This window comes from Pseudomonas sp. P4_B3 (genome assembly GCF_056402295.1).
Genome location: NZ_JBFUHR010000001.1, coordinates 283,716 through 310,691, shown reverse-complemented (window position 1 = coordinate 310,691; position 26,976 = coordinate 283,716). Strand labels below are relative to the sequence as shown.

The following is a 26,976-nucleotide window of genomic DNA, read 5'->3' as shown; positions in this document are numbered from 1 at the left end:
TTTATGGCTTATCAATTCGATTTCCTGCCGGTGGTGAACAACACCGATCTGTTGCTGCGCGGTGCGTTGTTCACCCTTGAGCTGACCGCCATCGGCGCTGTGCTCGGCGTGGGGCTGGGCATCGTCGGGGCGCTGGTGCGGGCGTGGAACATCCGGCCTTTCGCGGGGGTTTTCGCGGTCTACGTCGAGCTGATCCGCAACACGCCATTCCTGGTGCAGTTATTTTTCATCTTCTTCGGTTTGCCGTCCCTGGGCGTGCAGATTTCCGAATGGCAGGCGGCGGTGCTGGCGATGGTCATCAACCTCGGAGCCTATTCGACCGAGATTATCCGCGCTGGCATCCAGGCGATCCCCCGGGGTCAGTTGGAAGCCGCGGCGGCGTTGGCGATGACACGTTTCGAAGCCTTCCGTCACGTGATGCTGCTGCCGGCGCTGGGTAAGGTCTGGCCAGCCCTGAGCAGCCAGATCATCATCGTGATGCTCGGCTCGGCGGTGTGTTCACAGATTGCCACTGAAGAGCTGAGCTTCGCGGCCAACTTCATTCAATCTCGCAACTTCCGAGCCTTTGAAACCTACGCCCTGACCACGCTGCTCTATCTGTGTATGGCGCTGCTGATCCGCCAATTGCTGAACTGGATCGGGCATCGGTTTATCGCGAGGAACAGCCAATGAGCGATTTCACCTTCTGGGACATCGTGCGCAACCTGCTCACCGGCCTGCAATGGACGCTGGCGCTGTCGCTGGTGGCGTTCATTGGCGGCGGGCTGATTGGCTTGCTAATCATGGTCATGCGCATCTCGGATAAATCCCTGCCGCGCAGTTTCGCTCGCACTTATATCGAACTGTTCCAGGGCACGCCGCTGTTGATGCAGCTGTTCCTGGTGTTTTTTGGCGTGGCGCTGGCCGGGGTGGAGATTTCGCCGTGGATGGCAGCGGCGATCGCGCTGACGCTGTTCACCAGCGCTTACCTGGCGGAGATCTGGCGCGGTTGCGTCGAGTCGATTCCCAACGGCCAGTGGGAAGCCTCGTCGAGCCTGGCGCTGACCCCGCTGGAACAATTGCGCTATGTGATCCTGCCCCAAGCGTTGCGCATCGCCGTGGCGCCGACCGTGGGTTTCTCGGTGCAAGTGGTCAAAGGCACCGCCGTCACCTCGATCATCGGTTTCACCGAACTGACCAAGACTGGCGGCATGCTCGCCAACGCCACCTTCGAACCCTTCATGGTCTACGGCCTCGTCGCTCTCGGCTATTTCCTGCTCTGTTATCCCTTGTCGCTCAGTGCGCGCTACCTGGAAAGGAGACTGCATGCCTCTGCTTAGAATTTCCGCCCTGCATAAATACTACGGCGATCACCATGTGCTCAAAGGCATCGACCTGAGTGTCGAGGAAGGCCAGGTGGTGGCGATCATCGGCCGTAGCGGTTCGGGCAAATCGACCTTGCTGCGCACCCTCAACGGCCTGGAGTCGATCAACGACGGCGTGATCGAAGTCGACGGCGAATACCTCGACGCCGCCCGCGCCGATCTGCGCAGCCTGCGGCAGAAGGTCGGCATGGTATTCCAGCAGTTCAACCTGTTCCCGCACCTGACCGTGGGTGAGAACGTGATGCTCGCGCCGCAAGTGGTGCAGAAAGTACCGAAAGCCAAGGCCGCCGAGCTGGCGCGACAGATGCTGGAAAGGGTCGGACTGGGGGAAAAGTTCGATGCCTTCCCTGATCGGCTGTCCGGCGGGCAGCAACAGCGGGTGGCGATTGCCCGTGCCCTGGCGATGTCGCCGAAAGTGCTGCTGTGCGATGAAATCACCTCGGCACTGGACCCGGAGCTGGTCAATGAAGTGCTGAGCGTGGTCCGGCAACTGGCGAAGGAAGGCATGACGCTGATCATGGTCACCCACGAAATGCGCTTCGCCCGGGAAGTTGGGGACAAGCTGGTGTTCATGCACCTGGGCAAGGTGCATGAAACAGGCGATCCGAAGGTATTGTTCGCCAATCCGCAGACGGCGGAGCTGGCGAATTTCATCGGGACGGTTGAGGCGGTGGCCTGACAGATCTTTGGTGCCAGTGACGCCGCCTTCGCGGGCAAGTCGGACCGCCGCACCGCCGCTCCTACAGGGTCTTCTGTTGAAATACGATTGCGTATTCGCTGCAAAAACCTGTGGGAGCGGGCTTGCCCGCGAAGAGGCCAGTGGCCGCACCACTGGAGTCCCATGGTGAAAGATCGCAGCCTTCGGCAGCTCCTACGCGTTGGCGGCAGGCTGTGATCGTGGCACGATGTCGAGGTTATCGACCGAGACCCCTGACCATGCCGCAATCCCAAGCCAAGAATCTGTCCCTGATCGCCGCAATCGACCTGGGCTCCAACAGCTTTCACATGGTCGTGGCCAAGGCCCAGAACGGCGAGATCCGTATTCTCGAGCGTCTCGGGGAGAAGGTTCAGCTGGCCGCCGGCATCGACGAAGAGCGCCATCTCAACGAAGAATCGATGCAGCGCGGGCTCGACTGCCTCAAGCGCTTCGCCCAACTGATCAGCGGTATGCCCACCGGCGCCGTTCGCATTGTTGGCACCAACGCCTTGCGTGAAGCCCGCAACCGCGCCGAATTCATCCGTCGCGCCGAAGAAATCCTCGGCCACCCGGTGGAAGTCATCTCCGGTCGTGAAGAAGCGCGCCTGATCTACCTCGGCGTGTCCCACACCCTCGCCGATACCCCGGGCAAGCGCCTGGTGGCCGACATCGGCGGCGGCAGTACCGAATTCATCATTGGCCAGCGCTTCGAACCGCTGCTGCGCGAAAGCCTGCAGATGGGTTGCGTCAGCTACACCCAGCGCTATTTCAAGGACGGCAAGATCACCCCGGCCCGTTACGCCCAGGCGTACACGGCGGCGCGGCTGGAGATCATGAGCATCGAGCACGCCTTGCACCGCCTGACCTGGGATGAAGCCATCGGTTCCTCGGGCACCATCCGCGCCATCGGTCTGGCGTTGAAGGCTGGCGGTCACGGCACCGGCGAGGTCAATGCCGAAGGCCTGGCCTGGCTCAAGCGCAAACTGATCAAGCTCGGCGACGTCGAGAAAATCGACTTCGATGGTATCAAGCCGGATCGCCGTGCGATTTTCCCGGCCGGCCTGGCGATCCTCGAAGCGATCTTCGATTCCCTCGAACTGCAACGCATGGATCACTGCGAAGGCGCCCTGCGCGAAGGCGTGCTCTATGACCTGCTGGGCCGCCATCATCACGAAGACGTGCGCGAGCGCACCCTCACTTCGCTGATGGAGCGCTACCACGTCGATCAAGAGCAAGCGGTACGGGTCGAGCGCAAGGCGCTGCATGCGTTCGATCAGGTGGCCGCGGACTGGGATCTGGAAGACGGCGTCTGGCGCGAACTGCTCGGCTGGGCGGCCAAGGTCCATGAAGTGGGCCTGGATATCGCCCACTACCAGTACCACAAGCACGGCGCCTACCTGATCGAGCACTCGGACCTCGCCGGGTTCTCCCGCGAAGACCAATTGATGCTCGCACTACTGGTGCGCGGCCACCGCCGCAATATTCCCAAGGACAAGTTCGCCGATTTCGGCGACGACGGCATCAAGCTGATTCGCCTGTGCGTGCTGCTGCGCTTTGCAATCCTGTTCCACCACATCCGTGGCACCCAGCAAATGCCCCAGGTGGAGCTGAACGCCTATGGCAACAGCCTGGAAGTAGTGTTCCCGGAGAACTGGCTGGACGAAAACCAGCTGACCCAGGCCGACTTCGAAATTGAAGCACAATGGCTGACCCGGGTCGATATCGTGTTGAGCGCTCGCTAATAATGATGGACACAAACCTGTAGGAGCTGCCGCAGGCTGCGATCCTTTGATCTTGTTTTTTAAGAWCAAAAGATCGCAGCCTGCGGCAGCTCCTACAGGGCGGACACAAAAATGGCGATCCGCAGGGATCGCCATTTTTTACCCGAGGCTTGTTCTAACGCACAGCCAGTATCGGACTGCCCAAACGCTCCAGCAATGTCGCCTGGGCGCTGCGCGGGTTCTGGTTGCCGGTCGGTGTGTTACGGATGTAACGACCGTCCGACTGCAGGCTCCAGCTGTGGGTGTTATCGGTCAGATACAACTCCAGCTCTTTCTTGACCCGCATGATCAGCTTCTTGCCTTCCACCGGGAAGCAAGTCTCGACGCGCTTGTCGAGGTTGCGTTCCATCCAGTCGGCACTGGACAGGAACATCTGCTCGTCGCCGCCATTGAGGAAGTAGAAGACCCGGGTGTGTTCCAGGAAACGGCCAATGATCGAACGCACATGGATGTTGTGGGAAACACCGGCGATACCCGGTCGCAGGCAGCACATGCCACGCACCACCAGATCGATGCGCACACCTGACTGGCTGGCCTTGTACAGCGCGCGGATGATCTTCGGATCGGTCAGCGAGTTGAACTTGGCGATGATGTGCGCCGGTTTGCCGTCGAGGGCGAACTGGGTTTCGCGGGCAATCATGTCGAGCATGCCCTTTTTCAGGGTGAACGGCGCGTGTAGCAACTTCTTCATGCGCAGCGTCTTGCCCATGCCGATCAACTGGCTGAACAGTTTGCCGACGTCTTCGCACAAGGCGTCGTCGGAGGTCAGCAAGCTGTAGTCGGTGTACAGGCGGGCGTTGCCGGCGTGGTAGTTACCCGTGCCGAGGTGCGCGTAACGCACGATTTCGCCGGCCTCGCGACGCAGGATCAGCATCATCTTGGCGTGGGTCTTGAAGCCGACCACGCCATAGATCACCACCGCACCGGCCGCTTGCAGACGGCTGGCCAGTTGCAGGTTGGACTCTTCGTCAAAACGTGCACGCAACTCGATCACCGCGGTGACCTCCTTGCCATTACGCGCCGCATCCACCAGCGCATCGACGATTTCCGAGTTGGCGCCAGAACGGTACAGCGTCTGGCGCACCGCCAGCACGTGCGGATCCTTGGCAGCCTGACGCAGCAGGTCGACCACCGGGGTGAACGACTCGAACGGGTGCAGCAGCAGGATGTCCTGCTTGCTGATCACGCTGAAAATGTTCTCGCTGTTCTGCAGCAGTTTCGGAATCTGCGGGGTGAACGGCAGGTATTGCAACTCGCGCTGGCTGTCGAGGCCAGTGATGCTGAACAGCCGCGTCAGGTTCACCGGACCGTTGACCTGATACAACTCGCTCTCAGCCAGGTTGAACTGCTTGAGCAGGTAGTCGGACAGGTGTTTCGGGCAGGTATCAGCCACTTCCAGACGTACCGCATCGCCATAACGACGGGAGAACAGCTCGCCGCGCAAGGCACGGGCCAGGTCTTCTACATCTTCGGAATCCAGCGCCAGGTCGGCGTTCCGGGTCAGGCGGAACTGGTAGCAGCCCTTGACCTTCATCCCCTGGAACAGGTCATCGGCATGGGCGTGGATCATCGACGACAGGAACACGTAGTTGTCGCCTGCGCCGCCGACTTCTTCCGGCACCTTGATGATGCGCGGCAGCAGGCGTGGCGCCGGGATGATCGCCAGACCGGAATCGCGACCGAAGGCGTCGATACCTTCGAGTTCGACGATGAAGTTCAGGCTCTTGTTCACCAGCAACGGGAACGGGTGCGTCGGGTCGAGGCCGATCGGGGTGATGATCGGGGCGATCTCGTCGCGGAAATAGCGGCGGACCCAGGTTTTGAGCTTGGTCGTCCAATTGCGGCGACGGATGAAGCGGACCTGATGCTTTTCCAGCTCCGGCAACAGAATGTCATTGAGGATTGCGTACTGACGATCGACGTGACCGTGAACCAGCTCACTGATGCGAGCCAGGGCCTGGTGCGGTTGCAGACCATCGGCACCGGCCTGTTCACGGGCGAAAGTGATCTGCTTCTTCAGGCCGGCGACACGAATTTCGAAGAACTCGTCCAGGTTGCTGGAGAAGATCAGCAAAAACTTCAGCCGCTCCAGCAACGGGTAGGACTCGTCCAGCGCCTGCTCCAGCACGCGGATATTGAACTGCAGTTGCGAGAGCTCGCGGTGGATGTACAGGCTGCTGTCATCCAGACCGGGGATGGCCACCGCTGGCACTGGCGCAGCGGTCTCGACGACCGCCGCGGGCGGAGCCGGCTCCAGCTCCGGCGGGGTCTCGTCGACTTGCTCCACCACAGGTTGAGCGTCTTTTACGGCAACTTCAGTGAGCACTTCGGTATTCATCGAATGTTCCTGGGAGGGCTATTTTTGCTCTCGTAACAATTGAGCAGCACGAACGGCAAAGTACGTCAGGATGCCATCTGCCCCTGCACGTTTGAAAGCGGTCAGGGACTCGAGGATAACCCCTTCGCTCAACCAGCCATTCTGGATCGCCGCCATGTGCATGGCGTATTCGCCGCTGACTTGATAAACAAACGTCGGCACTTTGAATTCTTCTTTTACCCGGCACAGGATGTCCAGGTACGGCATGCCTGGCTTGACCATGACCATGTCTGCGCCTTCTGACAAGTCCGCCGCCACTTCGTGCAGGGCTTCGTTGCTGTTGGCCGGGTCCATCTGATAGGAGGCCTTGTTGGCCTTGCCCAGGTTCAGCGCCGAACCGACCGCATCGCGGAACGGGCCGTAATAAGCGCTGGCGTACTTGGCCGAGTAAGCCATGATTCGCACATTGACGTGACCGGCCACTTCGAGGGCTTCGCGGATCGCCTGGATGCGGCCGTCCATCATGTCCGAAGGCGCCACGACCTGTGCGCCGGCTTCGGCGTGGGACAGGGCTTGCCTGACCAGTGCGTCGACGGTGATGTCGTTCTGCACGTAGCCTACTTCATCAAGAATGCCGTCCTGGCCGTGGGTGGTGAACGGGTCCAGGGCGACGTCGGTGATCACGCCCAGCTCAGGGAATTGCGCACGCAGCGCACGGGTCGCGCGTTGGGCGATGCCTTCCGGGTTCCACGCTTCGGCGGCGTCCAGCGACTTGAGCTCCGAGGGTGTTACCGGGAACAGCGCCAGCGCCGGAATCCCCAGCTCGACCCACTTGGCCGCCTCTTCCAGCAACAGGTCAATGGTCAGGCGTTCGACACCCGGCATCGAGGCCACCGCTTCGCGACGGTTTTCACCGTCCAGCACGAATACCGGCAGGATCAGGTCATCGACGGTCAGGACATTTTCACGGACCAGACGACGCGAGAAGTCATCACGACGGTTGCGGCGCAGGCGGGTTGCGGGGAACAAACGGTTGGCGGGGGTAAAGCTCACGGCAGACTCCTGAGCCCGCAGACGTGCGAGCGTGACAGTTATAAGCGGCCATTATGACGAACGTATTACAGTTATGTGCACGCTGCGACAGGTAGCCGCATTCCATTGTCCTTGTAGGAAATGTTCACGTCGAGACACATTTGGACACTTTCCTGAATGTGTCCGAAGGGTTAGGCTGCGCGTTCATTTCGCCAGCACCCAGACAATGCTCCAACAATTCCTGCATGACTTCGGCTACTTTGCCCTCTTTCTAGGCACGTTCTTCGAAGGCGAAACCATTCTGGTACTCGCGGGCTTCCTCGCGTTCCGTGGATACATGGACATCAACCTGGTGGTGGTCGTGGCCTTCTTCGGCAGCTATGCCGGCGACCAACTGTGGTACTTCCTGGGACGCAAGCACGGTCGCAAGCTGCTGGCGCGCAAACCGCGCTGGCAAATGATGGGCGACCGGGCGCTGGAACACATTCGCAAGCATCCGGACATCTGGGTGCTGAGCTTCCGCTTCGTCTACGGTTTGCGCACGGTCATGCCGGTGGCCATTGGGCTGTCAGGCTATCCGCCGGGCCGTTACCTGCTGCTCAACGGAATTGGCGCGGCGATCTGGGCCGCCGCATTGGCGGCGGCCGCGTACCATTTCGGCGCCGTGCTCGAAGGCATGCTCGGCAGTGTGAAGAAGTACGAACTCTGGGTGCTCGGCGCCCTGCTGGTCCTGGGATTCGTGCTATGGCTGCGCCGGCGCTTCAAGAATGCCCGCCTGGCCAGGCAGGTCTACGCCGACGAGCAAGCCATGAAGGTCGAACGAACCAAAATCGAGGGTCCTACGACGCCAACCGAGTAATGCGATTTCTGCAACAGTAGAGACCGATTCCGCTCAACAGGCTGTAACTGAGCAGGCCGACCCAGCCCACCGCACTGGCCGGCCACAACCCCACCATCGGGGCCAGCCATACCAATGGCAGATTCGACGCCAGCCGCACCCACTCCAGCTTCAACGCCCACGGGCGATTCTCCAGGGCCACGCCCAGCACAAACAGACCGAACGCCACCGCCCCCCAACCCAACATAAGGGCGGCGACTGGCAGTTTCGGTTCAAGATTCATCAAGTAGCTGCCCAGCGCGATGTAGACGCAGAACTGCAGCAGGATATAAAGCTGCTGACGCCCGTCCAGCGGCACCTCGAATTTGCGGAACAAGGACAGGTCCGGCTTGTTCATCGGGTATTTGGCCGCCACGTCCGCCGGGCGCCAACCGGTGCGCATGAACCAGATCCGCAGCTTGTCCCAGGTGCTCTCAGCACGCCGCGCATCTGCCCACAATTGCGCGTAGAACTGCACGTTTGCCCACACAGGATTCCAGCTCGCCAGCGGCGTGGTCACGCCGAAGATTACCGGCTCGTTGTCGTCTTCTTCCTGGAACGAGCCGAACAGACGGTCCCAAATAATGAACACGCCGCCGTAGTTGCGATCCATGTAGAGAGCGTTCTGTGCATGGTGAGCCCGATGATTGGACGGCGTGACAAAGAACCATTCGAACCAGCCAAGCTTGGGAATGTGCCGGGTGTGCACCCAGAACTGGTAGAGCAGGTTGAGCGCCGCGACGCTGACGAACATCAGCAGCGGCACGCCGAACACGGCCATCGGCAGATAGAAGATCCAGCTCAGCAGGAATCCGGTACTGGTCTGGCGCAACGCCGTGGACAGGTTGTAGTCCTCACTCTGGTGATGCACCGAATGGGCGGCCCAGAGGATGTTGCGCTCGTGGCCCATGCGGTGCAGCCAGTAATAGCAGAAGTCATAGAAGACAAAGGCGAACACCCAGACCCACACACTGTCGACCGACAGTTCGAACAGCGCCAGGTACTTGAGGGCGAACGCGTAGGTCACCAGCCCCACGCCTTTGGTCAGCAGCCCCGTGGTGGTCGACAGCACGCCGGTGCTGATGCTGTTGATCGCGTCCGCCACCCGATAATTACTGACCCCGCGCCAACGGTCGGCCAGCAGTTCGACGGCGATCAGCACAAAGAAAAACGGCACCGCATACAGAATGAAGTCCATGACGCGCCCTGACCGGAATCTTGAGGACAGATGCTATGTGTAGTCGTGAATTAACCCTATGGCAACGAGTGACAAATTAGTGGACATTTAACGCCATGAATCTGGAGAAAAGCCCATGAGCAAAAAAGTTGCAGTGATCCTTTCCGGTTGTGGCGTGTACGACGGCGCCGAGCTCCACGAGAGCGTCATCACCCTGCTGCGTCTGGACCAGCGCGGTGCCCAGGTGCAGTGTTTCGCACCGAACATCGCGCAGTTGCATGTGATCAATCACCTGACCGGCGAAGAAATGCCTGAATCGCGCAACGTGCTGGTGGAGTCGGCACGGATAGCCCGGGGCAACATCAAGGATATCCGTGACGCGAACGTCGATGAGTTCGATGCGCTGATCGTGCCCGGCGGCTTCGGCTCGGCCAAGAACCTGTCCAACTTCGCCATCGAAGGCGCTGGCTGCACCGTTCAACCGGATGTCCTGGCATTGACCGAAGCCTTTGCCGAGGCCGGCAAGCCGGTGGGGTTGATGTGTATCTCCCCTGCCCTGGCGGCAAAGATCTACGGCCCTGGCGTGACCTGCACCATTGGCAATGACACCGACACCGCTGCCGCGATGAACAAGATGGGTGCCACCCATGCCGATTGCGCGGTCAGTGACATCGTCGAGGACAAGGCACGCAAACTGGTGAGCACACCGGCCTATATGCTGGCGCAATCGATCAGTGAAGCGGCATCGGGCATCAACAAGTTGGTGGACCGGGTACTGGAACTGACCCACGAAAACGATGCGTAAAAACAAGATCAAAAGATCGCAGCCTGCGGCAGCTCCTACAAGGGGACGGTGTATACCTGTAGGAGCTGCCGCAGGCTGCGATCTTTTCAGGCGTTGCGGGATAACCTGGTCAAAATCCGGTCCAGCGCATTAGCAAACGCCTGCTTCTCACGGTCGCCGAACGGCGCTGGCCCCCCACCCATTTGCCCCTGTTCACGCAAATCGGTGAACAGGTTGCGCACCGCCAACCGCTCCCCCATGTTCTGCGCATCAAACTCCTTGCCCCGCGGATCGAGCGCAGCCACGCCCTTCTTCACCAGACGGTCGGCCAATGGCACGTCGCTGCAGATCACCAGCTCACCGGGCACCGCGTGTTCCACCAGATAATCGTCCGCTGCATCCGGGCCGCTCGGCACCACGATCAGCTTGACCAGCGCCAGACCCGGCTTGATTTGCGGCTGCCCGGCCACCAGCACCACTTCGAACTGGCGCTTGAGGGCGAACTTCACCACCAGATCCTTGGCTGCCCGTGGGCAGGCGTCGGCATCGATCCACACACGCATCATGTTTTCCTCTATTGCCCGCGAATATGAGCGCAGCGAATGCCCTTTAAGAAACCTGCACCCGCTGCTTCTCAACCACCCGGCTACGGCCATACAACACGATGATTGCTGCAATCGCCACAGCCTGTGCACTCAGCGAATACGCATCGGCATGGATCCCCAACCATTCAAAGTCAAAGAACGGCACCGGTCGAGTGCCGAAGATCCCGGCTTCTTGCAGCGCTTTCACTCCATGCCCGGCAAACACCACCGACAAGGCGCACAAAAGACCGGCGTTGATGCTGAAGAACAGCGCCAGCGGCAGCTTCGCCGAACCGCGCAAAATCACCCAGGCCAGGCCGACCAGCAGCACCAGCGCCGTAGCCCCACCGGCCAGCACCGCGTTATGCCCCGCCGGACCTGCCTGCAACCACAGGGTTTCGTAGAACAGAATCACTTCGAACAGTTCGCGATACACCGAGAAAAACGCCAGGGTCGCAAAGCCGAAACGCCCACCGCCACCCACAAGGCTGGTCTTGATGTAATCCTGCCAGGCCGCCGCGTGACGACGGTCATGCATCCACACGCCCAGCCACAACACCATGACACTGGCAAACAACGCCGTCGCACCTTCCAGCAATTCGCGCTGCGAACCGCTGACGTCGATCACATAGGCTGCCAGCGCCCAGGTACCCAGTCCCGCCAAAAACGCCAACCCCCAACCGGCGTTGACGCTGCGTACCGCCGCCTGTTGACCCGTGTTGCGCAGGAAAGCCAGGATCGCCGCCAGCACCAGAATCGCTTCCAGACCTTCGCGCAGCAGAATCAGCAGGCCGGAAATGTAACTCAGCGACCAGCTCAAACCGTCGTTGCCCAGCAGGCCGGCCGATGCCTTCAACTTGGCCTTGGTCACGTCCAGGCGCTGCTCGACCTCGCTCACCGGCAGACCGTCCTGCAACGACTGACGGTAGGCCATCAGGGATTTTTCAGTGTCTTTACGCACGTTGGCGTCAATGTTATCCAGCGAGCTCTCAACCAGCTCGAAGCCTTCCAGATACGCCGCTACGGATAAGTCATAAGCCTGATCATGCTCACCGGTACGATACGCCGCGATGCTCTTGTCCAGAGTGGCTGCGGTGTAGTCGAGCAGTTGCGCCGGGCCACGCTTGACCTGCGGCGGTTGCGCCCGCTGGGCACGGAAGGTTGCGGTGGCTTGCGGGCCTTCGGCGGTCTGTACTTCGGCCGGGGTCTGACGAGCCAGGTCGGCGATGTTGTAGGTCTTTTCAGCCTTGGCCGTCGCCGGGTCAACACTGAAGCTGGCGATATAGGTGGCAAGGTCCCAACGCTGACGATCATCCAGTTGATCGGCAAAGGCCGGCATGTCAGTCCCCTCGACGCCCAGACCCAAGGTGCTGTAGATCGCGTAGAGGCTCTGTCGATCCAGCCGCTTGGTATCGCGCAGGTTGGACGGCGGTGGCTTCATCCCGACGCCCGCCGGGCCGTCGCCGGCCCCTGTATCGCCATGGCAGACCGAGCAATGCTGAGCGTACAACGGCGCGCCACGCGCCGGGTCCGGCGTAATGACCGGGGCCTGGCTGACTTCATAGGCCACAGCCAGCTTTGCACCGAGTTGCCGGGCCTGGCGAGTGACATCAGCACCGTCCTGACGGGCGCCGATGGAATTTCCCAGCGCGGTCAGGCTTTGCTCCAGCGCGGCTTTTTCCGGTTTGGCCGGCATGGCCGCAATCAGACTTCCCAGCGTCTTGACCGACTCTTGTTGCGCGCGAAATCCGGCCTGGTCCGTGATGCTGCCCGCCTGCACCGTGTCCGGGTAATCCGCGCCGATGTAATCGAGCAAGTGCAGCGCCTGCGGCGCACCTTCGGCGGGGGCGGCCAGCAGTTGAACGCTGCACGCCGCGAACAGCGGCAGCAACAGCCAGGCCAGCAAACGGGAGGGGGCAATCATGAATGAATCTCAATTTGAAAAACGAAGTTACATATTGTTAACGCCCAACGGGTTTCGCTCAAGCATTGTCGGGACTTCCGGTGAAATCACGGGCTCTCCAAGGTATTGATACACCAATGAAAAAGGCGACCTCATGGGTCGCCTTCCTGGATTTCTGCGGGTTTAGACCGCAGCTTTGCGCAGCGTCGCCATGAATGCTGCCGCACCGATGAACAGTCCGGCAAAGGTCCGATTCATGCGTTTTTGCTGTTTCGGTGTGCGCAGCAGACGCAACACCCTGGACGCCAGACCGGTGTAGCCGGCCATGACGATCAAGTCGACGCAGATCATGGTCACGCCGATCACCAGATACTGAATCAGCAGTGGAGCATGAGGATCGATGAACTGCGGCAACACCGCCAGCATGAACACCAGCGCCTTGGGGTTACTGATGTTCACCAGGAAACCACGGAACACCAGGGCCATCGGCTTGCCGATCTGACGCACCGCCGCGTCATCGCTCATATCGCTGGGCAGCGCACGCCATTGCTTGATCGCGAGGTAGACCAGGTACGCCACGCCAAACCATTTGATCGCAAGAAAGGCTGTGGCCGACGCCGTCAGAATCGCGCCCACACCGGCGCCGACGATGGCGATCTGCACTGCAAGGCCCAATTGCAGACCCAGGGCGTTCCAGTAGCCGCGCCAGAATCCGTATTGCAGACCGCTGGACATCGACGCAATGGCGCCGGCACCGGGGGACAGGCTGATCACCCAGCAGGCGGCAAAAAACGCCAGCCATGTTTCAAGCTCCATTGCACACCTCGACTCAGACTCGTGACAGATGTCTAAGCTAATGCGGCTTTGATTGGATGACTACCGATTTTTTACAGGACATGGCGACTGCTAACAGCCAAAAGCAAAGATCGCAGCCTTCGGCAGCTCCTACAGGGAAACGCATTCCAATGTAGGAGCTGCCGAAGGCTGCGATCTTTAGATCTTGAGCTGGCTTACTTTTCAAATCCGCTGGAAGGAAACACATCCGTCCCGCGCCAGCGCCGCACCGAACGCTGGAAGAACAAACTGTTGGGCACTTGCACCATGGCGCTGCCAGTGCCGAGTTCTTCGGCCTCGATCAGCGTGGTGTACAGCAGGTTGATCGCCACCACCCGGCCTTTGACGCCAGGCTTGTCGGTGGTGTCCACCAACTCGACCACATCACCGAGGCGGAACGGACCGACGGTAAAGATCAGAATCGCGCAGAGAAGATTGGAGAGTACGCTCCACATGGCGAAAAACGCCACCGCCGCGACCGCGACAAAACCGGATAGCGCGGTCCAGAGCACCGTGGCCGAAACCCCGAGGCGCTCCAGCACGAAAATCAACGCACTGCCCATGATCAGCCAGCGCAGGCCCCCGCGCAGCGGCATCAGCAACTGCGGCGGAAACGGGTAGCGCTCACCGAGACGAGTCAGGCATTTGGCAACAAAGCGCTGGGTGATGTAACCGGCGAGCAGGATCAGCAGGATTTGCACGCCGAGCCAGATCGGCTCGACCCACACCGCCGGCAGCGGCAGCTTGAAGGCGTCCATCAGGACAGTGCCTCCAGCTCCGCCTGCATGCCTTCCAGCAATTCCAGGGCTTCCATCCACGCGTCCTCCAGCTCCGCCTCACGCACCTTCAGCTTGGCCTGTTCGGCTAGCAGATCACGCAATTCGTTCTTACGTGCCGGTTCGTAGATGTCACTGTCGCCGAGACTGGCATCGATTTTCGCCAGCTTTTCGTGGAGCTTGCCCAGCTCGGCTTCGAGCTTGTCAGCCTCGCGCTTGTGCGGTGCCAGTTGCTGACGCAACGCAGCAGCGGCCTGACGCTGGGCTTTCTTGTCGGTCTTGTCCGGGTTGACCGGCGTGTTGCTGACCGGGGCGTTGCGCTGGCGATACTCCACCAGCCAGCGGGTGTAGTCCTCCAGATCGCCGTCGAACTCTTCGACTTTGCCGTCCGCCACCAGATAGAAATTGTCGGTGGTGCTTTTGAGCAAGTGACGATCGTGAGAGACCACCAGTACCGCACCACTGAATTCCTGCAGGGCCATGGTCAACGCCAGGCGCATTTCCAGGTCCAGGTGGTTGGTCGGTTCGTCGAGCAGCAACAGGTTCGGTCGGTCCCAGGCGATCAAGGCCAACGCCAGGCGCGCTTTCTCGCCACCGGAGAAATTCAGTACCGGTTCGTCGATTCGCGCGCCACGGAAGTCGAAACCGCCGAGGAAGTCGCGCAGGGTCTGTTCGCGCTCGGTCGGCGCCAGGCGCTGCAAGTGCAGCAAAGGGCTGGCCTTGGAATCCAGAGAATCGAGTTGATGCTGGGCGAAGTAACCGACCACGGTGTTCTCGCCACGGGTCAAGCGACCGGCCAATGGCGAGAGCTCACCGGCAAGGTTCTTGATCAGGGTCGATTTACCGGCACCGTTCGGGCCGAGCAGACCGATTCGCGCACCCGGGGTCAGTTGCAGCTTGACCTTCTCCAGCACGGCTTTGTCGCCGTAACCCAGGCGGGCATCGGACAGGTCGATCAGCGGGCTGGAAATCTTCTGCGATTCACGGAAGACAAAGTCGAACGGCGAATCGACGTGGGCAGCGGTCAGCTCTTCCATCCGCTCCAGTGCCTTGATCCGGCTCTGGGCCTGACGCGCCTTGGTGGCCTGGGCCTTGAAGCGGGCGATGTAGCTTTCCATGTGCGCACGTTGCACCTGCTGCTTCTCGTACGCCTGCTGTTGCTGGGCCAGGCGTTCGGCACGGGCACGCTCGAAGGCACTGTAGCCACCGCGGTACAGGGTGATCTTGCGCTGATCGACGTGGGCCACGTGATCGACCACGGCATCGAGGAAGTCGCGGTCGTGGGAAATCAGCATCAAGGTGCCGGGATAGCTCTTGAGCCATTCTTCGAGCCAGATGATGGCGTCGAGGTCCAGGTGGTTGGTTGGTTCGTCGAGCAGCAGCAGGTCCGATGGGCACATCAAGGCCTGTGCCAGGTTCAGACGCATCCGCCAGCCACCGGAGAAATCCCCGACCTGACGATCCATCTGCTCATTGGTGAACCCGAGACCGGCCAGCAACTTGCGCGCCCGGGCGTCGGCGGTGTAACCGTCGGCGCTGTCGAGTTCGGAGTGCAGGCGGGCCTGTGCGGCACCGTCATGGGCCGCTTCGGCTGCCGCCAGGTCGCGTTGCACCTGGCGCAGGCGCAGGTCGCCATCGAGCACGTAGTCGACCGCCAGGCGTTCGAGGGTGTCGACCTCCTGGCGCATGTGGGCGATACGCCAGTCGGCCGGCAGGAAGCAATCACCCGAGTCCGGGTGCAGCTCGCCCCGAAGCAAGGCGAACAGGCTCGATTTGCCGGCGCCGTTGGCACCGATGAGGCCGGCTTTGTGGCCGGCGTGCAGGGTCAGCTCGGCGTCTTCTAGCAGACGTTGCGGGCCACGCTGTAAAGTCAGGTTCTGAAGTCGAATCATAATGGCGGCGGAGTCTACCAGCTTCGCTCGCAACTGGCGCGAGTAGCACTATGTCCTCTGACCTGTGGAGTTTTTCCCTTAGTACTTATGCCCAGCCCGGCGTTGAACCCGCATGCCTGCAATTGCAGTCGGCGGGCATCAATGTGTGCTTGCTACTCTGCGGACTGTGGCTGGGAGAACGTGGCGTCGCCTTTAACGAACACCGATTGCAGCAACTGCGTAGCGTGGCCGAGCCGTGGGACGCAGACGTGGTGCGACCGCTGCGAGCCTTGCGGGTGAATTGGAAAGTCGTTGCCGCCGACGATGGCGAACTGAATGCTTTGCGCGAGCAAGTGAAGGCACTCGAACTGGAAGCCGAGCGACATCTGTTGGTACGACTGGAACGATCGGCGTTGAGTTGGCCGCAAGGTGAGGCGACCGATCTATCGGCCTGGCTCAATGGTGTGGCGGCAGGCGCCGCCCACCTGGACCGCGACGCGCTGCATCAGCTGCGCGTCGCGGTAACCGGCACTTAGGAAGCGCTGGTTGGGGTGGTTGCTGCGATCGATGCGGCGGCCGGCGTTGGCGCTGGCGTGGCTGTCGAGGTGGCTGCTGCTAAAGCAGACGTTGCTGCCGGAGCCGGGTTGGCTGGCTTGGCAACTGGCGCGGCGGCCGGCTTGGCGGCAACAGGTTTTTTCACTGCTGGTTTTGCAGCTGGCTTCGCCGCCGCTGGCTTGGCAGCGGGTTTGGCGGTGGCCGGTTTGGCAGTGGCCGGTTTGGCAGCAGCGGCAGGTTTAGCCGCAGCAGGTTTGGCTGCCGGTTTAGCGGCCGACTTGGCCGCTGCTTTTACAGCGGGTTTGGCCGCAGTTTTCGCAGCAGGTTTTGCAGCGGTTTTAGCCGCGACAGATTTGGCGGCCGGCTTCCCAGCAGGCTTCGCTGCTGCAGTTCTGGCTGCGGGTTTTGCTGCTGGTTTTGCTGCGGGTTTAGCGGCCGTTTTTGCAGCTGGTTTTGCAGCCGCGGTTTTCGCCACGGCGGGTTTGACAGCAGCAGTTCTTGCAGCACTAGATTTGGCTGCGGCAGGCTTGGCTGGCGTCGTTTTAACAGCCGGTTTCGCAGCGCTGGCAGCGACTGCTTTTCTCGCTGCTGGTTTGGCTGCGGCTTTCACCGGTGCTTTGGCGGCCGGCTTGGCCGGTGCTTTTGCAGCAACCGGTTTGGCAGCGGCTTTCTTCGCAGGTGCCGCAGCAGGTTTGGCTGCACGCAGGGACAACGCCTTGCCGACAGCCTCTTGTACACGACCGACGCCCTGGGCCAGTTTCAGGCTTTCCTGGGCATCGCGCTTGAGTTGCAGAATGTAGCCGCGGGTTTCCGATTGACGATCCTTGAGGGCATCGAGCAGCTCTTCAAGGTCGGCCACTGCGTCCTTGGCCTTGGCTTGTGCCTTGGCTTTTCCGGCCGCCGCAGCGTCCTGCAATTTGGTGCGGGACTTGTGCAGTTTTTCTTGCGCTTTTCCGCGCTGCTTTTCCAGTTTGGCGAGCAGTTTTTCAGCATCAGCCAAGGCTTCGGAACAAGCGGTTTCCAGGTGCTCGAGCAGGCTGCCCGAGAGTTGTTGGAGCAGGTGCAATGGAGTGTTTACTGGCTTCTTGGTGGCCGACATGGTTTACCTCCTGGCTGAAGTGAGTGCGGCTCATACTAGACCTCTGCTGCAACCGCCGCTAGGGCATGTTGACACTATCGAAAGCCCCGCGTTGCAAAGGATCGAAAAACTTCTGCCGCGACGCAAAAGCAGTTCACCGTTGCGCGCATTCTCACTGGCATAATCGCCCGCAATTCAGGTCGGAGAGTGCCCATGTCGCGCTACCTTTTTTTATCGCTGTGCGTGTTTTTTTCGGCGGCCCAAGCCGCCGCGACAACACAGGAAAATGAAGCCCGCGATCTCGCTTACAGCCTGGGTGCGAGCCTTGGCGAACGCTTGCGCCAGGAGGCTCCCGACCTGCAACTCCAGGCGCTGGTCGAAGGATTGCAGCAGGCCTATCAGGGCAAACCGCTGGCGCTGAAGGACGAGCAGATCCGGCAGATATTGACCGAACATGAAGCCCGGATCGCCATGCAGTCAGCCGAGCCGCAAAGCGAAATGGCGCTGGAAAAGGAACAGCGTTTTCTCGCCACAGAAAAGACCAAGCCCGGCGTGCGCGAACTGGCTGATGGCGTGTTGCTGAAGGAGTTGACGCCAGGCACTGGTGCCAAGGCCGGACCGAATGGCAAAGTGCAGGTGCTGTACATCGGTCGCTTGCCCGATGGCACGGTGTTCGATCAGAACAGCCAGCCACAATGGTTCAGTCTCGACAGCGTGATCGCCGGATGGCGCAGTGCATTGCAAAACATGCCGGTCGGGGCGAAATGGCGACTGGTGATTCCGTCGGCCCAAGCCTATGGCGCCGACGGTGCCGGCGACGTGATCGCACCGTTCACTCCATTGGTGTTCGAAGTCGAATTGCGCGGTGCAACCAGCTGACAGCGGAAATGAAAAACGGCGTGCCTTGGCACGCCGTTTCGGGGTCTTGCAGGAAGTGCTTCAGGCCTGAACCGAATCGGCTTCCTTGTGGGCTGTGTGCAGCACTTCGATCAGGCAGTCTTCCAGTTCGAAGCGTTCGTGCAACAGGCTACCCAGTTCCTTGAACTTCTGCGCAACGCATTTGCCTTCGTCGCAAAGGTCATTGAACGCAAGCAGCTTTTCAGTGATGACATCGATGCGCGGGTAGATGGTCTCGGCGAGCTCCAGCCCACGCTTGTCGTTGAAGGCCTTGGCCTCCCCCGTCAGCTGTTCGTAGATCTCGAAATGCCCGGCCGATACATAATCGACCAACACGCCGCAGAACTCCTGCAATGGCTTGCGATTCGTGGACAGTGCCTCTGGATCGGCACCGAGCTTGTCGTATGCATCGATCAGCTCTTCGCGCTCCTGCAACCAGCGATCGATCAGCAGGTGCACTCCACCCCAGCGTTCCTGAGCATTCTGACAACTTTCGAGCATGGTGATCTCTCTTCCCTTGTGGGTCAGCTGCTCAATGCCCGTCGCCCTCTTGTTACGTCGGGGGCGATTTCAGGCAGAGCGTCATCGAGCAACATAATTCCAATGACACGTGCGGGCCAGATTATGCCCGCACGACACTGGCTTCAAGGTACGCAGGCGATAAAGTTCATACAAGTGTTTAATCGCCCGCAAAGGCCCGGTGCGACGACTCGCCGCTAAGTGGTCGCTGATAGCTGGTCCAGACCAGTCGCAACGACTGGTAAACGGCCAGAATCATCATCGCGACGAAGAACAGCAGGCTCCACTCGGTGAGACTCAGATCGAACAGCGTCCAGGAAATTTCCACACAATCGGCAGCGCCCTTGAACATTTGTTGTACGACGGATAGCCACGGAGAACTGGCCAACAGGTCCTCCAGATGGGTCGAGCACTCTGCTGCCTGTTCCGTCGGAAGGCTTTGCAGCAGGACCTGTCGCCACGCCGTGACAGTGCCGGCGAGGCTGCAACAAAGACTGAGCAGCCAATACAGAACGTTTCCGATGCGACCGGGGCCATGGACCGAAGCCAACAGGCAGACACCGGCAAAGAGCGCCATGCAAAACCGTTGCAACAGACACAATCCACAAGGCCGCAGGCCGACTGCATATTCCAGGTAGTAGGAAACGCCCATCGCCAGAGCGCCCGCAATGAAAGCCATGAAAAACAAGGAGCGTGAGCAGGCCAAAGACATGGCTTTTCCGTAAAAGTAGTGACAGACCATTACGGTAGAGGAAAGCGCGACGGCCTTACAAGGCAAGTGCCCACAGACACTTCAGCACAGGCGTAGGGAAATCCCGACGCAGGCGAGAGGATAAAATGTAGTCCTCTGTAGGACTTTGCCTGCGACGAGATGCGGCAACTGAATTTCAACTATTCATCGCACTGCGGCGAGGGCGATCACTCCTTCGCCGCAGGTCATCGCTCAGACGCCGAAACCTGGCGCCAGCGAACGGGTCAAGCGCGGACTGGCACTGGCAGAGGGGCCGCGAGCAAGCGTTCATCCAATAACCCCAGGCCTTCCTGAAACAGCTGGTTGCTGCGCTCGGTATCGCCCATTTGCGCCAGCAAGCGTGCCAGTTCCGCACAGGCTTCCGGATTGCGTTGTACACGCAGGCTGTTTTCCAGATAGTCCCGGGCCTTGCCCCACAAACTGTTTTGCAGGCATAGACGCCCCAGTGTCAGTAGCAGGCCCGGATCGGCCGGATGGTCCTTGAGCCAGCCTTCGGCGGCCTGCAACTGGCGGGCCGGATCATTGCCGCGAACCAGTCCGTAGAGTCGTGCCAGATGACTGTCGTAACTGCGTTTGAGAGCAGTACGCAGCACTTCTTCGGCCTCGACCTGAGCCCCCAATTGACGCAGTTGTTCGGCATACGCGAGCACCAGTTGCGGCTCCTGACGCTGTGCCGAGGTCAATTGTTGCCAGGCACGTTCAAGCGATTGCTGCCCCTCCGTTCCGTTTTCTTCCCGTTGCGCTGCCAGAGACAGGTTCGCCCCCCAGGCCCGACGCTCCAGCTCGGCGAGCTCGGCCGCCGGCAGGATTTTGTCTTTGCGCAGCTCCGGCAGCAGGCGAATCACTGCCGACCAGTCACCACGCTGCTCAAGCAAGCGCTGCAACTGCCGCAGGGTCTGTGCGTTATGAGGATGGCGTTCACGCATGGCTTGCAGGGTGGCGAGTGCACCTTCGGTATCACCGCGATCGGTCTGCAACTGAGCGTGGCTCAAGGCGATAGCCAACTCGGCCTGAGGCTGACGCTCCAGGGCGCGCTCCAGCAAGTTGTCGCTTTCTTCGTAATGGCCTTGTTCGTTCGCGGCACGGGCCGCACCGAGGTAGTAAAGCAGCGGCTGGCGCTCGGCTTCGGCGGCCCGATGCAAGTGACGTTGCGCACTGGCCCAGCGACCCTCGGCCAGGTCCAGTTGACCGTGCTCGATCGCCACCTGCACCCGACGACTGCGGTTACGCCGAGACCACGGGTTGACCACGCCACTGGATGTCATCACCAGTTCGACCAGCGATTTGACGCCCCAGATCACCAGCCAGAGCACAGCCACCAGCGCCAAAGTAGCCCACAGGCTCGACTCGTAGCGGAAGGTCTTGTAGGCAATCAGCACGTAACCGGAGTGTTCGGCAATCGCCAGCCCCAGCGCAGCGGCAGCGGCGATCACGAGGAACACGATCACATAGAGGCGTTTCATGGCGTGGCCTCCGGCGCGGTGTTCGCGGCAGGCCTGGCCAGTGGCTTGACCGAGTCTTCGGCATTGACGTTGCGCCGCTCCAGATACCCCTGCACCGAGCTCAGGGTGCCGGTCATGTCCGGAGTGACTACGGTGACAGGTTGCTTGCTCAACTCGGCCACCTGCTCAAGCATCACTTTGCTTTGTGCGTTGTCCGGGTTGAAGTTGCCCTTGAGGATGTCCCGCGCTTCGTCCAGCACCTGGGAGTAAACCGCCGCCTGGCCATTGAGTGCGGCCCACTGCGCTTGCTCCAGCGCCAGGCTCAGGGCCAGGCGTACCTGACTCAGGCTCTGGCCGGCCAGCAATGGGCGAACGTTTTTGTCGGCACTGAAATCGATACGGATGTAGCGGGAAATCTGATCCCACCATTGCGCCCAGCGGCTGGCACCGTCGCCATCGGCGGTCAGGCCCAGCAACGAATCGCCACGGTCCTTGTACTCCGGCGCCAGCTCGGTGAGGCTGGCCACTTGATCGCGCAGCGCGCCCAGACGCAGAAACAGCCCGGTGCGATCCGGTTGTTCGGTACTGCGCAAGGCAATCAGGGTCTTGGCCACCTGCTCGCGAGCGGCAAAAGAGCCTGGGTCGTTCTGCTCGCGCAGTATCTCATCGGCACCCTGGACCAGTGCCTGGGCGCTGCTGATGTCCTGCAAGGCCGACAGTCGCAGGCTGGCCAGACGCAGCAGGTGCTCGGCCTCGGCCAGACGCCAGTCCTTGCGACTGGCGCCGAGTACGGTTTCCAGCCGTTGGTTCAGCCGCTGCTGATCACCTTGCAGCTGAATCACCAGACGGCTACGTGCTTCCAGTTCATCGGCGGGAGGTAATTGCGCCAGGCGTGCGCTCAGGCGCTCCTCATTGAGCTTGAGGTTTTGCGCCTGGTCATTCAGCACCTGCATCTGGCTCAGTTGCTGCTGATTATTGGCTTGCAGGTGACGCACCTGCCAGACACCCCAACCGCCCACCGCGACACCGGCCGCTCCCAACAGCAGCGCAATGATTGCCAGACCATTGCCTCGACGCTGCTCGGCAGCAGGTGGCGGCGGCGGTATTTCATCAACAGGTGCATCAACAGGTGCATCAAGCACCAGTCGCGAGTCATCTTTAGGCAAGGCTGTTTCGCTCACGTATCCATCCTTTGCATTAGAAAACGGGTACGGGATGCTCCCGTAACGCCGTCAGCAAGGCCGCGGCACTCGCACCGCGACAATCCACAACTGTTTTGGCCCCGGCGGCACGCGCCAGCTCGGCAACCCTGGGGCTTGGTACAAACAACGGCAACTGCGCCAACTGCGGCCAGGCGTCGCCGGCCAATTGATGCAGGTGCTCAAAACCTTGTCCACTGCTGACCACCAGCCCGTTCAGGCGTTCCGCCTGGATCCGTTGCGGCAGTAGTGTCGGCGGGTAAATCGGTAATGCCCGGCGGTACAGCTCCAGATACTCGACACTAGCACCAAGCTCACGCAAACGCTCAGCCAGCAACTCGCGCCCGCCCTCCCCGCGCAGGATCAGCACTCGCGCATCGGGTTGTGCGATAGCCTCGCGCAGTCGGGAAAGTTCGAGCAAGGCTTCACTGTCATCGCCCTCTGCCGGGAAGCTCACGTCCAACCCGTGATCCTCGAGGATCTGCGCAGTCGCCGCGCCGACGCTGAACCACTTCACACCGGGCGGTGTTGGCCAATACCGCTCGAGCAGTTCGACGCCGATCCGGGCGGCCGGCTTGCTGACCACGATGACGGCGCAGAACTGATCCAGCGCCAGAATCACCTGGCGCATTGTGTCAGTGGCCGCAATGGGCATGATGTCCAAAAGCGGCAGACTGTTACTGAATATCCCCTGCTCGGCCAAAAGACTGCTCAGCGCCGCCGACTCATCGGCGGGACGCGTCAGCAGCAAGCGCCAGCCGATCACTCGTGACCAGCCTCGCCATAGACCGCTTTGAGTATGGCGTCGGCACCCTGGCTGAGAAGGTCTTCGGCCACTCGCACTCCCAGCGCTTCGGCATCGCCGCGAGGAGCGCGGGCCTCTGCGCTGAGCAGCAGACCACCCTTTGGATCGCCCACCAGCCCGCGCAACCACACCTGCTCACCTTCCAGCACGGCGTAGCAGGCAATCGGCACCTGGCAGCCACCATTGAGGTGCTTGTTGAGAGAGCGTTCGGCGGTCACGCGGGTGGCGGTGTCCTGGTGATGCAGGGGCGCCAGCAGAGCGTGGATTTCACGGTCGGCGCTGCGGCATTCGATACCCACCGCGCCCTGGCCACCGGCTGGAAGGCTGTCGTCGACGCTGATGGCCGAGGTAATGCGATCTTCAAATCCCAGGCGTATCAGGCCGGCAGCGGCGAGGATGATGGCGTCGTATTCGCCGGCATCGAGCTTGGCCAGGCGAGTGTTGACGTTGCCGCGCAGGAAGCGGATTTCCAGGTCCGGGCGACGGGTCAGCAATTGAGCCTGGCGGCGCAGGCTGGAGGTGCCGACGATGCTGCCATGGGGCAACTCATCGAGACTGGTGTAGGTGTTGGAAACGAAGGCGTCGCGCGGGTCTTCCCTTTCGCAAATGCAGAACAGGCCAAGGCCTTCGGGGAAGTCCATCGGCACGTCCTTCATGGAGTGCACGGCGATGTCTGCTTCATTGTCCAATAGAGCGGTTTCGAGTTCCTTGACGAACAGGCCCTTGCCGCCGATTTTCGACAGCGGTGAGTCAAGCAGCTTGTCACCACGACTGACCATGGGGACGAGTGTCACCAGCAGGCCCGGATGAGCCGCTTCAAGACGGGCTTTGACGAATTCGGCCTGCCACAGGGCGAGAGCGCTTTTGCGGGTGGCGATGCGGATCTGGCGAGAGGACATGGATCAATCCGTACTGAATAGATACGGCGGATAATAACAGCTCAGCCAAATCCACTTTGACTTGTATCAGATACTACTCGGCCTCCCTGGCCCCGGATGTCCGGCAATCGGGTGTGAAATTCGCCTGCGAACAGCTGTTTAAAGCTGTTGCATCATCTTGCGCACGCCAGCCACATGACGCCGGCTGACGATCAGCGCATCACCATTGAGGCCTTTGAGGAACAGCTGAAAATGCCCCAGGGGTGTGCGTTGCAGTCGCTCGATACGCTCGCGGGCGACCAGCGCATTGCGATGGATACGCACGAAACGGTCACCGAATTCGTCTTCGAGGGCCTTGAGCGGCTCATCGAGTAGCACTTCGCCGCCTTCGTGGCGCAAGGTCACGTATTTGTGGTCGGCAATGAAATACACCACCTGATCCAGCGGAATCAGCTCGATCCCTTTACGGGTTCGGGCGCTGATATGGCTGCGCGGTCCGTTGCCGCTTTCGGCAGCAGGGCGGGTCAGGGCGGCGAGCTGGGCACGATTGGGGCGCTCGGCTCTCTTTAATGCGTCATGTAATTGTTCAGTTCTCACAGGTTTCACCAGATAGCCTACGGCGCTGGCCTGTAAGGCTTCCACGGCAAATTCATCGGGCCCGGCGCAGAACACCACGGCGGGAGGGGTTTCGCGTTCGCACAACCGCGCAGCCACTTGCAGGCCATCCAGGCCGGGCATGCGGATATCAAGCAGCACGATATCCGGTTTGTGGCTGTCGATCAGTGCCAACGCCTCTTCGCCATTCGTGGCACTAGGCTCCAGGACACTGTATCCCTCGAGTTCGCCAACCATTCGGCTCAGGCGCTCGCGGGCCAAGGGTTCGTCATCAACGATCAGGACATTCATATTGCGCTGGATTCCTGCGTGAGTCTCGCACAAGGATAGCGTAGACAGGTGAAGTGACGTCCGTCACCGCGATCCACGCTAAGACTAGCGCGAGCGTCAAAAAGTGCCGCTGGTCCGGCGGCTAAATTTTCATCTGCCGGGCGATTGGCGGCCCAGGCCCGCATTGGCGACACGTCGCCACAGGGTTTGCTGTTACGCAATCTGAACACTCCCCTCTTTTTATAATCAGCGGCTGCAACGAAAAGTGCGCTGATCCTACTGTCCAACTGTAGACGGTTGCCGGGACGATACAGCTCAATTGGAAAATATCGTTCCGCAAAAATGCGCGGGGCTTACCCAAGCCTGGACTCGTCCCCCCAAAAAAACCTGTCGACCAGTGTCAGCGACAGGATTGGCAACCCTGTTATTATCCGCGTCAGCGTTCCACGCCTTCCTACTTCAAGCCGATACGAGCGAATTCATGAGCACTGACAAGACCAATCAGTCCTGGGGCGGCCGCTTCAGTGAACCCGTCGACGCCTTCGTCGCCCGCTTCACCGCCTCCGTCACCTTCGACCAGCGCCTGTATCGCCACGACATCATGGGCTCGATTGCCCACGCCACCATGCTGGCCAAGGTCGGCGTGCTGACCGATGCCGAGCGCGACAGCATCATCGATGGCCTGAAGACCATCCAGGGTGAAATCGAGGCCGGCCAGTTCGACTGGCGCATCGACCTCGAAGACGTCCACATGAACATCGAGGCGCGGCTGACCGACCGCATCGGCGTGACCGGTAAAAAACTGCACACCGGCCGCAGCCGTAACGATCAGGTCGCTACCGACATCCGCCTGTGGCTGCGTGACGAAATCGACCTGATCCTGGCCGAAATCACCCGCCTGCAAAATGGCCTGCTGGAGCAAGCCGAGCGCGAAGCCGCCAGCATCATGCCGGGGTTCACCCACCTGCAGACTGCACAGCCGGTGACGTTCGGGCACCACATGCTGGCCTGGTTCGAAATGCTCAGCCGCGACTACGAGCGCCTGGTCGACTGCCGCAAGCGCACCAACCGCATGCCGCTGGGCAGCGCCGCGCTGGCCGGCACTACCTATCCGATCGATCGTGAATACACCGCTCAACTGCTGGGTTTCGACGCGGTAGGCGGCAATTCGCTGGATAACGTCTCCGATCGCGATTTCGCCATCGAATTCTGCTCGGCCGCCAGCATCGCGATGATGCACCTGTCGCGCTTCTCCGAAGAGTTGGTGCTGTGGACCAGTGCGCAGTTCCAGTTCATCGATCTGCCGGACCGTTTCTGCACCGGCAGCTCGATCATGCCGCAAAAGAAAAACCCGGACGTACCGGAGCTCGTGCGTGGCAAGACCGGTCGCGTATTCGGCGCGCTGATGGGCCTGTTGACCCTGATGAAAGGCCAGCCTCTGGCCTACAACAAGGACAACCAGGAAGACAAGGAACCGCTGTTCGACGCCGCCGATACCCTGCGCGACTCGCTGCGGGCCTTTGCCGACATGGTTCCGGCGATCAAGCCCAAGCACGCGATGATGCGCGAAGCGGCCCTGCGCGGGTTCTCCACCGCCACCGACCTGGCCGACTACCTGGTGCGTCGCGGCCTGCCATTCCGTGATTGCCACGAAATCGTCGGTCATGCCGTGAAGTACGGCGTGGACAGCGGCAAGGACCTGGCGGAAATGAGCCTGGAAGAGCTGCGCAAGTTCAGCGACCAGATCGATCAGGACGTGTTCGCCGTGCTGACCCTCGAAGGCTCGGTCAATGCCCGTAACCACATCGGCGGTACTGCGCCGGCGCAGGTGAAGGCTGCTGTAGTGCGCGGCCAGGCACTTCTGGCCAGTCGCTAAATCGTCAAATGCATCGCGAGCAGGCTCGCTCCCACACTGGATAGTGTTCGCACATCCAACCCTGTGGGAGCGAGCCGGCTCCGGGCGGCGTTCC

General features: G+C 60.9%; 25 protein-coding genes and 1 pseudogene. 9 read left to right on the top strand and 17 right to left on the bottom strand.

Translation table 11 applies throughout. From position 1 onward, the window contains the following. The first annotated feature begins 3 nt into the window (after window positions 1-3). The 4 genes from AC1DWG_RS01510 (at window position 4) to ppx (ending at window position 3,803) form a co-directional block, all read left to right on the top strand. Window positions 4-672 carry an amino acid ABC transporter permease gene (locus AC1DWG_RS01510; RefSeq protein WP_477759736.1) on the top strand — a complete coding sequence of 223 codons (669 nt, stop codon included), beginning with the start codon at window positions 4-6 and terminating at the stop codon, window positions 670-672. Then, the gene (locus tag AC1DWG_RS01505; RefSeq protein WP_477763003.1) at window positions 669-1,319 is read left to right on the top strand and encodes an amino acid ABC transporter permease; all 651 of its coding nucleotides are present in this window, start codon (window positions 669-671) and stop codon (window positions 1,317-1,319) included. The genes AC1DWG_RS01510 and AC1DWG_RS01505 overlap by 4 nt, the downstream gene beginning before the upstream one ends. Next, window positions 1,306-2,043: an amino acid ABC transporter ATP-binding protein gene (locus AC1DWG_RS01500; RefSeq protein WP_477763004.1), complete on the top strand. Its 738-nt coding sequence runs from the start codon at window positions 1,306-1,308 to the stop codon at window positions 2,041-2,043. Before AC1DWG_RS01505 ends, AC1DWG_RS01500 begins: the two co-directional genes overlap by 14 nt. Before the next feature lie 257 nt (window positions 2,044-2,300). Then, entirely contained in the window at window positions 2,301-3,803 is a 1,503-nt protein-coding gene (ppx, locus tag AC1DWG_RS01495; RefSeq protein WP_477763005.1) for an exopolyphosphatase, read from the top strand. Between the two features lie 154 nt (window positions 3,804-3,957). Here ppx and ppk1 read toward each other — a convergent pair whose 3' ends face one another. Further along, window positions 3,958-6,180, bottom strand: a complete 2,223-nt coding sequence (gene ppk1 / locus AC1DWG_RS01490) for a polyphosphate kinase 1 (protein WP_477763006.1) — start codon at window positions 6,178-6,180, stop codon at window positions 3,958-3,960. 18 nt (window positions 6,181-6,198) lie between these two features. Continuing rightward, window positions 6,199-7,212, bottom strand: a complete 1,014-nt coding sequence (gene hemB / locus AC1DWG_RS01485) for a porphobilinogen synthase (RefSeq protein ID WP_007998953.1) — start codon at window positions 7,210-7,212, stop codon at window positions 6,199-6,201. 205 nt (window positions 7,213-7,417) lie between these two features. On the opposite strand from hemB, the gene AC1DWG_RS01480 reads away from it, so the two are divergent. Beyond that, window positions 7,418-8,050 (top strand): DedA family protein, encoded by a 633-nt coding sequence (locus AC1DWG_RS01480; protein WP_477754328.1) that lies wholly within the window; start codon window positions 7,418-7,420, stop codon window positions 8,048-8,050. Here AC1DWG_RS01480 and AC1DWG_RS01475 read toward each other — a convergent pair. After that, entirely contained in the window at window positions 8,031-9,266 is a 1,236-nt protein-coding gene (locus AC1DWG_RS01475) for a sterol desaturase family protein (protein WP_477754327.1), read from the bottom strand. The genes AC1DWG_RS01480 and AC1DWG_RS01475 overlap by 20 nt on opposite strands. Before the next feature lie 115 nt (window positions 9,267-9,381). Here AC1DWG_RS01475 and elbB point away from each other — a divergent pair, with 115 nt between their 5' ends. Beyond that, on the top strand, window positions 9,382-10,050 hold the full coding sequence (elbB, locus tag AC1DWG_RS01470) for an isoprenoid biosynthesis glyoxalase ElbB (protein ID WP_477763007.1): 669 nt from the start codon (window positions 9,382-9,384) through the stop codon (window positions 10,048-10,050). An 86-nt stretch (window positions 10,051-10,136) separates the two neighbouring features. Here elbB and AC1DWG_RS01465 read toward each other — a convergent pair whose 3' ends face one another. From AC1DWG_RS01465 to AC1DWG_RS01445, 5 genes are all read right to left on the bottom strand, one after another. Beyond that, window positions 10,137-10,592 carry a YaiI/YqxD family protein gene (locus AC1DWG_RS01465; protein ID WP_477763008.1) on the bottom strand — a complete coding sequence of 152 codons (456 nt, stop codon included), beginning with the start codon at window positions 10,590-10,592 and terminating at the stop codon, window positions 10,137-10,139. Between the two features lie 46 nt (window positions 10,593-10,638). Beyond that, the gene (locus AC1DWG_RS01460) at window positions 10,639-12,537 is read right to left on the bottom strand and encodes an FTR1 family protein (protein WP_477763009.1); all 1,899 of its coding nucleotides are present in this window, start codon (window positions 12,535-12,537) and stop codon (window positions 10,639-10,641) included. 162 nt (window positions 12,538-12,699) lie between these two features. Continuing rightward, complete coding sequence (gene rhtB / locus AC1DWG_RS01455) at window positions 12,700-13,332, bottom strand: homoserine/homoserine lactone efflux protein (RefSeq protein ID WP_477763010.1); 633 nt, start codon at window positions 13,330-13,332, stop codon at window positions 12,700-12,702. A 194-nt stretch (window positions 13,333-13,526) separates the two neighbouring features. After that, on the bottom strand, window positions 13,527-14,108 hold the full coding sequence (locus AC1DWG_RS01450; protein WP_477763011.1) for a mechanosensitive ion channel domain-containing protein: 582 nt from the start codon (window positions 14,106-14,108) through the stop codon (window positions 13,527-13,529). Then, the gene (locus AC1DWG_RS01445; protein ID WP_477787153.1) at window positions 14,108-16,018 is read right to left on the bottom strand and encodes an ATP-binding cassette domain-containing protein; all 1,911 of its coding nucleotides are present in this window, start codon (window positions 16,016-16,018) and stop codon (window positions 14,108-14,110) included. Before AC1DWG_RS01445 ends, AC1DWG_RS01450 begins: the two co-directional genes overlap by 1 nt. A 50-nt stretch (window positions 16,019-16,068) precedes the next feature. On the opposite strand from AC1DWG_RS01445, the gene AC1DWG_RS01440 reads away from it, so the two are divergent. Further along, on the top strand, window positions 16,069-16,533 hold the full coding sequence (locus tag AC1DWG_RS01440; protein WP_477754322.1) for a TIGR02444 family protein: 465 nt from the start codon (window positions 16,069-16,071) through the stop codon (window positions 16,531-16,533). On the opposite strand, the gene AC1DWG_RS01435 is transcribed toward AC1DWG_RS01440, so the two are convergent. Further along, the gene (locus AC1DWG_RS01435) at window positions 16,530-17,651 is read right to left on the bottom strand and encodes an AlgP family protein (RefSeq protein ID WP_477787152.1); all 1,122 of its coding nucleotides are present in this window, start codon (window positions 17,649-17,651) and stop codon (window positions 16,530-16,532) included. The two genes, AC1DWG_RS01440 and AC1DWG_RS01435, sit on opposite strands and share 4 nt — an antisense overlap. A 192-nt stretch (window positions 17,652-17,843) precedes the next feature. On the opposite strand from AC1DWG_RS01435, the gene AC1DWG_RS01430 reads away from it, so the two are divergent. Next, window positions 17,844-18,509: an FKBP-type peptidyl-prolyl cis-trans isomerase gene (locus AC1DWG_RS01430; RefSeq protein ID WP_477763014.1), complete on the top strand. Its 666-nt coding sequence runs from the start codon at window positions 17,844-17,846 to the stop codon at window positions 18,507-18,509. A 60-nt stretch (window positions 18,510-18,569) separates the two neighbouring features. Here AC1DWG_RS01430 and rsd read toward each other — a convergent pair whose 3' ends face one another. The 8 genes and pseudogenes from rsd to AC1DWG_RS01390 all read right to left on the bottom strand — a co-directional run. Next, window positions 18,570-19,028, bottom strand: a complete 459-nt coding sequence (gene rsd / locus AC1DWG_RS01425; RefSeq protein ID WP_477763015.1) for a sigma D regulator — start codon at window positions 19,026-19,028, stop codon at window positions 18,570-18,572. Between the two features lie 178 nt (window positions 19,029-19,206). After that, window positions 19,207-19,758, bottom strand: coding sequence for a disulfide bond formation protein B (locus AC1DWG_RS01420; protein ID WP_477763016.1), 552 nt, complete (start codon window positions 19,756-19,758; stop codon window positions 19,207-19,209). Between the two features lie 263 nt (window positions 19,759-20,021). Further along, window positions 20,022-21,260, bottom strand: coding sequence for a heme biosynthesis HemY N-terminal domain-containing protein (locus tag AC1DWG_RS01415; protein ID WP_477763017.1), 1,239 nt, complete (start codon window positions 21,258-21,260; stop codon window positions 20,022-20,024). Then, the gene (locus tag AC1DWG_RS01410) at window positions 21,257-22,420 is read right to left on the bottom strand and encodes a uroporphyrinogen-III C-methyltransferase (RefSeq protein WP_477787151.1); all 1,164 of its coding nucleotides are present in this window, start codon (window positions 22,418-22,420) and stop codon (window positions 21,257-21,259) included. Before AC1DWG_RS01410 ends, AC1DWG_RS01415 begins: the two co-directional genes overlap by 4 nt. A 16-nt stretch (window positions 22,421-22,436) precedes the next feature. Then, window positions 22,437-23,204, bottom strand: a complete 768-nt coding sequence (locus tag AC1DWG_RS01405) for a uroporphyrinogen-III synthase (RefSeq protein WP_477763019.1) — start codon at window positions 23,202-23,204, stop codon at window positions 22,437-22,439. Beyond that, complete coding sequence (hemC, locus tag AC1DWG_RS01400) at window positions 23,201-24,142, bottom strand: hydroxymethylbilane synthase (RefSeq protein ID WP_477754314.1); 942 nt, start codon at window positions 24,140-24,142, stop codon at window positions 23,201-23,203. Before hemC ends, AC1DWG_RS01405 begins: the two co-directional genes overlap by 4 nt. 138 nt (window positions 24,143-24,280) lie before the next feature. Then, entirely contained in the window at window positions 24,281-25,027 is a 747-nt protein-coding gene (locus tag AC1DWG_RS01395) for a LytR/AlgR family response regulator transcription factor (RefSeq protein WP_223456459.1), read from the bottom strand. Beyond that, window positions 25,024-25,146, bottom strand: a pseudogene (locus tag AC1DWG_RS01390) (sensor histidine kinase); the annotation flags it as partial. The pseudogene AC1DWG_RS01390 and the gene AC1DWG_RS01395, both read right to left, overlap by 4 nt. Window positions 25,147-25,487: 341 nt before the next feature. Here AC1DWG_RS01390 and argH point away from each other — a divergent pair. Then, entirely contained in the window at window positions 25,488-26,882 is a 1,395-nt protein-coding gene (gene argH, locus AC1DWG_RS01385) for an argininosuccinate lyase (protein WP_477754313.1), read from the top strand. Window positions 26,883-26,976: the final 94 nt, after the last annotated feature.